Source organism: Hymenobacter terricola, assembly GCF_017921975.2.
GTDB classification, from domain to species: domain Bacteria; phylum Bacteroidota; class Bacteroidia; order Cytophagales; family Hymenobacteraceae; genus Hymenobacter; species Hymenobacter terricola.
The window spans coordinates 25,139-34,657 of sequence record NZ_JAGEMO020000022.1; the positions used below are offsets into that span (position 1 = coordinate 25,139).

General features: G+C 57.7%; 10 protein-coding genes. 2 read left to right on the top strand and 8 right to left on the bottom strand.

The genetic code is table 11. The features are described 5' to 3' along the window. Nucleotides 1–86: 86 nt before the first annotated feature. Nucleotides 87–722, bottom strand: a complete 636-nt coding sequence (locus tag J4G38_RS16200; RefSeq protein WP_210518094.1) for a hypothetical protein — start codon at nt 720–722, stop codon at nt 87–89. Beyond that, nucleotides 722–1,231 carry an RNA polymerase sigma factor gene (locus J4G38_RS16205; RefSeq protein WP_210518096.1) on the bottom strand — a complete coding sequence of 170 codons (510 nt, stop codon included), beginning with the start codon at nt 1,229–1,231 and terminating at the stop codon, nt 722–724. The genes J4G38_RS16200 and J4G38_RS16205 overlap by 1 nt, the downstream gene beginning before the upstream one ends. Nucleotides 1,232–1,384: 153 nt before the next feature. On the opposite strand from J4G38_RS16205, the gene J4G38_RS16210 reads away from it, so the two are divergent. Next, nucleotides 1,385–1,687: a hypothetical protein gene (locus J4G38_RS16210; protein ID WP_210518097.1), complete on the top strand. Its 303-nt coding sequence runs from the start codon at nt 1,385–1,387 to the stop codon at nt 1,685–1,687. A 143-nt stretch (nt 1,688–1,830) separates the two neighbouring features. On the opposite strand, the gene dnaJ is transcribed toward J4G38_RS16210, so the two are convergent. Then, nucleotides 1,831–2,973: a molecular chaperone DnaJ gene (dnaJ, locus tag J4G38_RS16215; protein ID WP_210518099.1), complete on the bottom strand. Its 1,143-nt coding sequence runs from the start codon at nt 2,971–2,973 to the stop codon at nt 1,831–1,833. 42 nt (nt 2,974–3,015) lie between these two features. Beyond that, entirely contained in the window at nt 3,016–3,597 is a 582-nt protein-coding gene (locus J4G38_RS16220) for a nucleotide exchange factor GrpE (protein ID WP_210518129.1), read from the bottom strand. 97 nt (nt 3,598–3,694) lie between these two features. Between J4G38_RS16220 and J4G38_RS16225 the strand changes: the two genes are divergently transcribed. Further along, a complete protein-coding gene (locus J4G38_RS16225) occupies nt 3,695–4,135 on the top strand; it encodes a hypothetical protein (RefSeq protein WP_210518102.1) in 441 nt (146 codons plus the stop codon). A gap of 25 nt (nt 4,136–4,160) precedes the next feature. Here the strand turns inward: J4G38_RS16225 and obgE are convergent, their stop codons facing one another. The 4 genes from obgE to J4G38_RS16245 form a co-directional block, all read right to left on the bottom strand. After that, on the bottom strand, nt 4,161–5,150 hold the full coding sequence (gene obgE / locus J4G38_RS16230; RefSeq protein WP_210518104.1) for a GTPase ObgE: 990 nt from the start codon (nt 5,148–5,150) through the stop codon (nt 4,161–4,163). Nucleotides 5,151–5,280: 130 nt separating this feature from the next. Next, a complete protein-coding gene (locus tag J4G38_RS16235; protein ID WP_210518106.1) occupies nt 5,281–5,904 on the bottom strand; it encodes an adenylate kinase in 624 nt (207 codons plus the stop codon). A gap of 74 nt (nt 5,905–5,978) precedes the next feature. Then, the gene (locus J4G38_RS16240) at nt 5,979–6,518 is read right to left on the bottom strand and encodes a phosphoribosyltransferase (protein ID WP_210518108.1); all 540 of its coding nucleotides are present in this window, start codon (nt 6,516–6,518) and stop codon (nt 5,979–5,981) included. Between the two features lie 267 nt (nt 6,519–6,785). Beyond that, nucleotides 6,786–9,053: a sodium-translocating pyrophosphatase gene (locus J4G38_RS16245; RefSeq protein WP_210518109.1), complete on the bottom strand. Its 2,268-nt coding sequence runs from the start codon at nt 9,051–9,053 to the stop codon at nt 6,786–6,788. Nucleotides 9,054–9,519 lie beyond the last annotated feature (466 nt).

Sequence of the window (9,519 nt, forward strand, 5' to 3'; positions counted from 1 at the left end):
CTTAGTCACTTGCCACCCGACGTGAGCCAAGCAGCAATAACAAGGCCCCAAACGGTGAATAAGCGAGATGAATGGGACCGGCGGCGTTAGTAGGCAGTAGGCGGTTCGGACTCGGCCAACTCCCGCAGGCTGGCTTCGAGCCGGTCGAGGTGCTGGCCGTAGAGGCGCTGCAAATACCAGCGGGTGGCCTTCACCACGGCCCATTGGAGCAGCAGGCCCGTGACAAAAAACGCCGCGCCAAGGCCCAGCAGCATGGCGGTATGCACGCCGCCGGGCCGGGCCAGTTCTTTGCCCACCATGTATTCGTACATCAGCAGCAGCGAGGCCGGCACCATAGCCAGGGTCAGCCGATAATTAAACCGCAGCATGCTGCGCAGGCCGGCGCACAAGCGCCGCAGGTTGCCGAGCACATGTGCGTCGGGCCGGGTCATTCGGCGCAGCATTTTCAGCTTGCGGTAGTAGTACCCCAGCAGCACCAGCGCCAGCAGAAACAAGCTCACTACCTGCGCCCGCTCCAGAAAATTGTCGGCAAAGCCAATGATGAGCGGCATGGCTATGGCCGTTAGCGCCACGAAGGCTGTTTCCAGCCGGGCATTGCGGCGCATTTTTTCCACCAGCCCATCCGAGCGCTGGGCCAGCAAGCGGCTAAGCGCTGCCTGGTTCATGGGTGGCGCGGCCGGTTCGGGCTGCTGCCACTGGCGGCGAAGGTCATCGAGTTCCATCAGGCGGCGGGGACTAAGAGCGAGCGAAGTTTTTCCTGCACGCGGTGCATTTTCACGCGCACATTATTTTGGGTAATACCCAGAATGTCAGCCATCTCCTCGTAAGGCCGGTCTTCGAGATAAAGCAGAATAAAGGCCTTGTCCACGTCCGACAAGCGGCTGATGGCCCGGTAGAGGGCCGCCTGGTCGTCGGCATCGAAGCCGGTTTCCGGGGCCTGGGCCACGGCCAGCGCTTCGGCATTCAGCGCACCCTGCGCGGGGCGGCGGGTGCGCTGGCGCAGGTTCGAGATGGCCACGTTCAGCGCAATTCGGTAGAGCCAGGTGCTGAGTTTAGCCCCCGGCTGGGGCACGTAGCGCGGCCAGGCCCGCCACAGCTGAAGCACGATTTCCTGGAACAAGTCCCGGCGGTCGTCGGCATCCTGGCAGTAGAGCCGGGCCACGCGCCGCAGCAGCGGCTGGTACTCGTGCAGCGCGGCAACAAAATCAGCAGATGGGGTGGCGGCAGCCATGGAGTAGTAGAGTTTCGGGAAATGAATCGCCGCTGTCGGCCCGGCATTACAGCCTTTCTCCAAAAAATATATTCGAAAGAAAATTACCGAAGCCTGTAATGCGCGCCACCGATGCGCGATTAAGCCCCCGACAAAGAACTCACTTACTGCGCCATGAAAAAGCTCAATGTGATTACCGGACTCATTTTTGGCCTCATCAGCCTCGGGTGGCTGCTGGTCCACAACTGGCTGGCCACCGCCGCGTGCGGCACGCTGGCCCTCGGCTTCGGCCTCTCCGACCTGGCCTACGCCCCGTCCCTGACCTACGGAACCGCTGCCCCGGCACTGCCCAGCTGGCGGCGCTACAGCTCGATGCTGCTGGTGGGTAGCGCGCTCCTGCTCTTCGGCTACCAAATCGGCCAGGACCTGCACTCGGCAATAAATGGCCGGCATGCCGAAACCACCATGCCCCGTTAAGCAGCTCGAGTTGCCTCTGTACTTCGCTTTGGCATTATAACCCTTATGCTTTAAAAATTTCTAACCGGCTAGCGGGTACAAAAAAAGCCTGCGCCGGTAAACCGACGCAGGCTTTTTGAGCTGAGAATTTCACTCCCGCAACCCTACGCGAAGTACTCCTTCACTTTCTCGAAGAAGCCCTTCTCGTTCTTGCCGGGGTGCGGCGTAAAATTGTCTGAGTCACGCAACTTCTCCAGCAGCTCGCGTTCCTGGTTGCTCACATGCTTGGGCGTCCACACATTCAGATGAATGAGCTGGTCGCCGCGGCCGTAGCCATTCAGGTCCTTAATGCCTTTCCCACGCAGGCGCAGGATTTTGCCGGGCTGGGTGCCAGGGTCAACCTTAATTTTTACCTTGCCCTCAATGGTGGGCACTTCCAGGCTGGCGCCCAGGGCAGCATCCACGAACGAGATGTATTGCTCGAACATGATGTTGTTGCCGTCGCGCTTCAGGAATTCGTGCGGCTCCTCCTCAATCTGGATGAGCAGGTCGCCGGGCACGCCGCCGCGCTCGGGGAAGTTGCCCTTGCCGTTCATGCTCAGCTGCATATCGTTGGCCACGCCAGCGGGGATGTTGATAGGAATTACTTCCTCGTGCAGCTGCCGGCCTTCGCCTTTGCACACGTCGCAGGTGGTCACGATAGTTTTGCCCTCGCCGTTGCAGGTGGGGCAGGTGCTGCTGCTCACCATCTGGCCAAGCATGGTGTTCACCACGCGCTTGGTCTGTCCCTGGCCCTGGCAGGTGGGGCAGGTTTTGAGGTCGGTGCCGTTTTTGGCGCCGGTGCCGCTGCACGGCTGGCAGGCCACGTAGCGCTTCACCTTGATTTTCTTCTCGACGCCGTTGGCGATTTCCTCCAAATCAAGCTTCAGCTTGATGCGCAGGTTCGAGCCTTTTTTCTGGCGCCGGCCGCCCTGCCCACGCCCGCCCCCGAAGAAGCCTTCGAAGCCGCCGCCCCCGCCGAAAATATCGCCAAACTGCGAGAAAATATCCTCCATGTTGGGCGCGCCACCGCCGTTGCCGCCCATGCCCTGGTGGCCAAACCGGTCGTATTTAGCCCGCTTGTCGGCGTTGCTCAGCACTTCGTAGGCCTCGGCAGCTTCCTTGAATTTGTCTTCGGCCGTCGGGTCGTCGGGGTTTTTATCGGGGTGGTATTTGATGGCCATTTTGCGGTAGGCCGACTTGATAATGTCGCCTTCCGCATTCTTAGCAATGCCTAATACCTCGTAATAATCGCGCTTAGTAGCCATCGTTTTCTATAAAAATTATCTGGAGCAGAATCCACAAAGGTATTACTGCCCGAGCACCACTTTGGCGTGGCGGATTACTTTATCGCCTAAATAATAGCCCTTTTCCACTTCGTCCACGATTTTCCCTTTCAGGTCGTCGCTGGGCGCGGGAATCTGGGTAATGGCTTCGTGCAGCTCGGCATCGAAGTCACCGCCCTTGGCTTCCATGGCAGTCAAACCCTTCTGCTGGAGGGTTTTGTTCAGCTTGCTCTGAATAATCTCGATGCTTTCGCGCACGGCGTTGGTATCCGTAGTGGCGGCAGTGGCGTTGCGGGCGCGCTCAAAATCGTCGAGCACGGGCAGCAGGGCCACCATCAGTTCCTGGTTGGCCGTTTTGAACAAGTCAATGCGCTCCTTGCTGGTGCGGCGCTTGTAATTTTCAAACTCGGCAGCCAGGCGCAGGTATTTGTCTTTGAGGTCGGCCAGCTCAACATCGGTGCGCGAGGCTTCGGGCTGCGGCGCGCCGGTGGCCGTCATGTTGGGGTCGGTGCTTTCGCCGTTGTTAGTATCGGCCATTTCGCCAGCTACGTGGTTGGGGTCAGCGGTCAGGTTGTCGTCCTGGGGCAGGTTGTTCTCGTTAGCCATTTGCGGAAATATTCGTCGAAAGGGGTTTTTCACGGGGTTAGCCGGTTAGTCAAGCTGCGGGCGCAATTCACTTGCCAAAGGGGCGGCGGCTGCCATAGTGGCACAAGACATTTGGATTCAAGGCGTGTACTATCTTACCGCCATAACTTTAAATCGAAAAACGAAACGCTTTATGAAAGTTAGTCTTACTCGTGCAAGCGTTGCAATGGGCGACGATGCTGACGCGCCTCATCACTTCGAAATGATGATGGGTGATGATGCAAGTCTACCATCAATTATAAAAGCTATTCTTGGTTCGCGCTATCTGGCTTCCATTGCCGGAGGCAAGGCAACATGGACTGTTATATCTCGCATTCCAGTAGCGGTTGTGGCTCAACAATGGGCAGAACCAAAAATGCTGACACCGGTGCCGACTCTTTCTAGTTTGAATTTTTCGGATAACGTGTTATCAATGCACTTCGATTACCGGGTGCAACAGGACCCCGATTTGGTCTTTGATGAGTTCCAGCGTATACACTCAGGGAATCCTTACCGATAATTTTCGATGATGCGCTGCAACCAGCCTACTCGTGCAACGCCTTCCAAATCATGTCCTTCAGCGGCTGAATATTTTTATTCGTGAGGCTGGAAATGAAGATGGAGGGCACCTCAGCCGGGAGCATCGGACGGATTTCGGCCTCCAGCTCCTCGTCAATCATGTCGGACTTGGTGATGGCCAGCAGGCGCTTCTTTTCCAGTAGTTCGGGGTTGAACTGCTCCAGCTCGCCCAGCAGGATTTGATATTCAGCGGCGATGTCGGGACTGTCGCAGCTTATCATGAAGAGCAGGATGGAGTTGCGCTCGATGTGGCGCAGGAAACGCGTGCCCAGGCCCTTGCCCTCGGCCGCGCCCTCGATGATGCCGGGAATGTCGGCCATCACGAAGGATTTGTAGTCGTAATAAGCCACCACGCCCAAGTTGGGCACGAGGGTGGTAAAAGCGTAGTCGGCAATCTTGGGCTTGGCCGCCGATACCACGGACAGCAGCGTGCTCTTGCCGGCGTTGGGGAAGCCCACGAGGCCCACATCGGCCAACAGCTTCAGCTCCAGAATGATGATGGCCTCGATGGCGGGCTCGCCGGGCTGGGCGTAAGTGGGAGCCTGGTTGATGGAGTTCTTGAAATGGTCGTTGCCCCAGCCACCACGCCCGCCCGGCACGAGGATGAGCCGCTGGCCATGCTCGGTAATTTCCAGAATCTGGGTACCGTCGGGGTCGCGGGCCACGGTGCCGAGGGGCACTTGCAGCACAATATCGTCGCCCTGCGCACCGCTGCGCAGGTTTTCGCCCCCACCCTCGCCGTCCTTGGCGAAAACGTGCTTCTGGTATTGCAGGTGCAGCAGCGTCCAGTGCTGCGAGTTGCCTTCGAGGATGATGTGGCCGCCCCGGCCGCCATCGCCACCATCGGGGCCACCGTTGGGCAGGCCCTTGGCCCGGAAAAAGTGATGCGAGCCGGCACCGCCTTTGCCCGAACGGCAGATGAGTTTGACGTAGTCGATGAAGTTATTGGAAGCCACAGCTATTAATTATGAGTTTTGAATTATGAATTATGAGTTGGATTTGGGGGTAACGAAATGAGTTATGAATCCCGGGCTATGCGCCCGAAACTCATAACTCATGCCTTTTAACTCATAACTGGCGCAGTCGCTACGCTTTTACTTCGCTTGTGGCCGCAGCCGGATTTTCGGGTGCGGCAGCCTGGTGCTGGTCAATCAACCCGCAGATTTCGGTGAAAATGCTGTCAATCGGGCCGATGCCGTTGAGGGCGTGGAATTTCTGTTGAGCGGCGTAGTAGCCGGCCACCTGGGCGGTTTCGGTATTATAAACCGTTACGCGGCGGCGGATTTTGGTTTCGTCCTGGTCATCGGGGCGGCCGCTGGTTTTGCCGCGCTCCAGCAGGCGGGTTACCAACTCTTCTTCAGCCACTTCCAGCGCAATCATGCAGCTGATATTGGTCTGGTGCTCGGCCATGAGGCGGTCGAGGCTTTCGGCCTGGGCCACCGTGCGGGGGAAGCCATCGAAGATGAAGCCTCCAGCCTGCGGGTTGGTTTTCAAAGAACTGCCAATCATGCCGATAACGACTTCATCGGGCACGAGCAAGCCCTCATCCATCAGCTTCTTAGCGGTGAGGCCCAACTCGGTGCCCTGGGCAATCTGAGCGCGCAGCAAATCGCCGGTGCTCAGGTGCACGAGGTTGTAGTGGGTGATGAGTTTCTGGCTCTGGGTTCCTTTGCCGGCGCCAGGGGGGCCGAACAGCACGATATTCAACATGTAGAAGAAGCGTTGCGCGAGGGAGATGATTAGGTGGGTTTGGGCAAGTTACTCAATCGTTACCAGAAACGTTGCTACACCGCCACGTACACATCGGGCAAGTTGCGGCCTAGTCCGTCGTAGTCAAGGCCGTAGCCCACCACGAAATCATTAGGGATTTCCAGGGCCACGTAGCGCACCGATAACTCGTGCCGCAGGCTGGCCGGTTTGAAAAACAGCGCCGCAATCTCGACCGAAGCCGGGCCTTTGGCCAGCAACGTAGGCAGGAGGTGGTGCATGGTGGTGCCCGTGTCCACGATGTCTTCGACGATGATGAGATGACGGTCCTGTACTTCTTCGCGCAGCCCGAGAATCTCCTGCACCACGCCCGTGCTGCCCGTGCCCTCGTAGGAGGCTACCCGGATGAAGACGATTTCGCATTCGCCAACAAAGTGCTTGAGTAAATCGGAGGCGAACATGAAACCGCCCGTGAGCACGACCACAAACAAGGGCTTTTGCCCGGCGTAGTCGGCACTGAGGCGAGCCGCCAGGCTGGCCACGACTTCATTCAGGTGAGTGGCGGAGAAGTACGGCCGGAATTCTTTGCTGTGAATGGTGATGTGGGAGTGGCCCATGCGGCGCGGGAGGGAGTAATGGAGCCGCAAAGCTAATCACGGATTGAGCCGGATTCGGCGAATTGCACGGATTGCCTGTTGCGCAGCCGGCGGCCTCCTACCCAGCATTCCGGCTGGGCTATTTGCAGCTTTTGCCAAGTAGTGAGCAGCCAAAAGGCCGCTACCGAAACGGCAGCGGCCTTTTGGCAACGTTTCGCACTAATTGAAGCAGTGCAGACTTTCGTTGAATTAACAAGCAATCCGTGTAATCGGATTAATCCGGCTAAATCAGTGATTCACTTCGCGCAGCACTGTATAAATTACCCGAAACGCCGCCGGGGCAAAGGTTTCCGCGTAGCGCACATGCGGGCGCACCGCCGTCTCGATGCGCTGGTTTTCCATCTGCACGGGGGCCATGCCGCGCTCCCCGCCTTTTTCGGCAATGTGAGGCGCGATAACCAACGATACAATGCTCATCAGCTTGATGAGGATGTTCATGCTTGGGCCGGAAGTATCCTTGAATGGGTCGCCCACGGTGTCGCCGGTCACGGAGGCTTTGTGGGCATCGGAGCCTTTGTATTGCATCACGCCGTTCACCATCACCCCTTTTTCGAAGGATTTTTTGGCGTTGTCCCAGGCGCCGCCGGCATTGCTCTGGAACATGGCCATGAGCACGCCGCTCACCGTCACGCCGGCCAGCAGGCCGCCCAGCACCTCGGGCGAAGAAGCATTTGAGAACAGGCCCCGGCAGCCGAAGCCCACGATGATGGGCGTCAGCAGCGCAATGGCGCCGGGCAGAATCATTTCCCGAATGGCCGCCTGTGTGCTGATAGCCACGCATTTCTCATACTCCGGCCGCCCAGTGCCTTCCATAATGCCGGGAATCTCGCGGAACTGGCGCCGCACTTCCTGCACCATGGCCATGGCAGCCCGGCCCACGGCGGCAATTGCCAGCGACGAGAAGATGAAGGGAATCATGGCCCCTATAAATACGCCGGCGAGCACCGGTGCTTTGCTGATGTCGATAGACGTAATATTAGCCGTGCCCATAAAGGCCGCGAACAATGCCAGCGAAGTGAGCGCGGCCGAGGCGATGGCGAAGCCCTTGCCAGTGGCAGCCGTGGTGTTGCCCACGGCATCGAGAATGTCGGTGCGCTCGCGCACTTCCTTGGGCAGCTCGCACATTTCGGCTATGCCACCCGCGTTGTCGGCAATAGGGCCGAAGGCATCGATGGCCAGCTGCATGGCAGTGGTGGCCATCATGCCCGCCGCGGCAATGGCCACCCCGTAAAGGCCCGCTGCTTCGTAGCTCAGCACAATGCCGGCCGCCAGCACCAGGATGGGAAGCACTGTCGATTCCATCCCTACGGCCAGGCCACCGATGACAGTGGTGGCGTGGCCCGTGCTACTTTGCTGAATGATGCTGTTCACCGGGCGCTTGCCCATGGCGGTGTAGTATTCGGTGATGATGCTCATGAGCGTGCCCACTACAAGCCCCACCATCACGGCGTAGAAGACGTGCATTGCATCGAAACTGATGCCGCGAATGGTGAACGTACCAGTCGGCAAAATCCACATAATGAGGCCATAAGCTCCAAATGCCGAGACAACAACAGAAATATAATTCCCCAGGTTGAGGGCCGCCTGCACATTGCCGCCTTCCTTCACTCGAACGCACAGGATGCCAACCAGCGAGGCCAGAATACCCATTCCGGCAATGGCCATCGGCAGAAAAATGGGCGAAAGGCCTCCAAATTGGTCGCCAGTAACGGTTACTTCGCGGCCCAGGACCATGGTAGCCAGGATGGTGGCTACGTAAGAACCGAACAAATCGGCGCCCATGCCGGCCACGTCGCCCACGTTGTCACCCACGTTGTCGGCAATTGTTGCGGGGTTGCGGGGGTCATCCTCCGGAATGCCCGCTTCTACCTTGCCCACGAGGTCGGCACCCACGTCGGCCGCCTTGGTATAGATGCCGCCGCCCACGCGGGCAAACAGCGCAATGCTTTCAGCCCCAAGCGAGAAGCCAGTGAGAACCTCCAGGGCCTTTTCCATTTCCTGCCCGTTGGCAAGCCCGCTGGGCACAAACAGCTTATAGAAGACAATAAACAGCGACCCCAACCCCAGCACTGCCAATCCCGCCACGCCCATGCCCATTACCGAGCCGCCCGAGAACGATACGTTGAGCGCGGTACTGAGACTGGTCTTGGCGGCCTGCGCGGTACGCACGTTGGCTTTGGTAGCAATCTTCATCCCGATAAAGCCAGCCAGGGCCGAAAACACCGCCCCTATCAGAAACGCAATGACAATGATGGGGCTGGAGTTGCCGCTGGTGCTACCCAGGTAGAAGAGGAACGCACCAGCAATTAAACCAAACAGGGCCAATACTTTGTATTCGGCTTTAAGGAAGGCGATGGCCCCGTCGGCAATGTAGCCGGCAATGGTGGTCATGCGTTCATCGCCGGCATCTTGCTTAGCTACCCAGCCGGCACGCAGCCAAGTATAGAGCAACGCGAAAATGCCCAGGGCGGGCACTGCGTAAAGGTATGGGGTCATAAAATGGGCAAATGGGTGGGAAAATGAGTAAGCGAGTGGATTTCGTTCCGCAAAATAGCGGAAATTGCTACGAAAGCAACCATACAAGTCAATCCTTCCCCAAAAAACAGGCCTTGCCAGTAACCGACTCAATAATGCCAGCAGATTCCCGTGATTCATTTACCTAAACTGAGTATGAGTATTTAGATAAGCTGAGCATTAACTTTGCCCTTAATAAATTGCTTATTGATGGAACCAGAGCCGCGTAAATTACCCATCCGATTTTATGAAATTGACTTGCTACGATTTCTGGCAGCATTTTCAGTTGTTTTATACCATTAGAGTTGTTGTACTGAATTATCAATGAGTTAGGCAGAAGTTCCACAGGCCGGCGCAGACCTCTAACGCCACATCAAATTGTTCCAGGTTGTGCATGCGCAGACGGTCAGACAAAATACGATACCGTTTAAGGCCCCCGATACTGTGT

Coding starts and splice junctions, on each gene's coding strand:
- J4G38_RS16200 (WP_210518094.1), bottom strand. CDS start 722: ATGGAACTCGATGACCTTCGCCGCCAGTGGCAGCAGCCCGAACCGGCC.
- J4G38_RS16205 (WP_210518096.1), bottom strand. CDS start 1,231: ATGGCTGCCGCCACCCCATCTGCTGATTTTGTTGCCGCGCTGCACGAG.
- J4G38_RS16210 (WP_210518097.1), top strand. CDS start 1,385: ATGAAAAAGCTCAATGTGATTACCGGACTCATTTTTGGCCTCATCAGC.
- dnaJ (WP_210518099.1), bottom strand. CDS start 2,973: ATGGCTACTAAGCGCGATTATTACGAGGTATTAGGCATTGCTAAGAAT.
- J4G38_RS16220 (WP_210518129.1), bottom strand. CDS start 3,597: ATGGCTAACGAGAACAACCTGCCCCAGGACGACAACCTGACCGCTGAC.
- J4G38_RS16235 (WP_210518106.1), bottom strand. CDS start 5,904: ATGTTGAATATCGTGCTGTTCGGCCCCCCTGGCGCCGGCAAAGGAACC.
- J4G38_RS16240 (WP_210518108.1), bottom strand. CDS start 6,518: ATGGGCCACTCCCACATCACCATTCACAGCAAAGAATTCCGGCCGTAC.
- J4G38_RS16245 (WP_210518109.1), bottom strand. CDS start 9,053: ATGACCCCATACCTTTACGCAGTGCCCGCCCTGGGCATTTTCGCGTTG.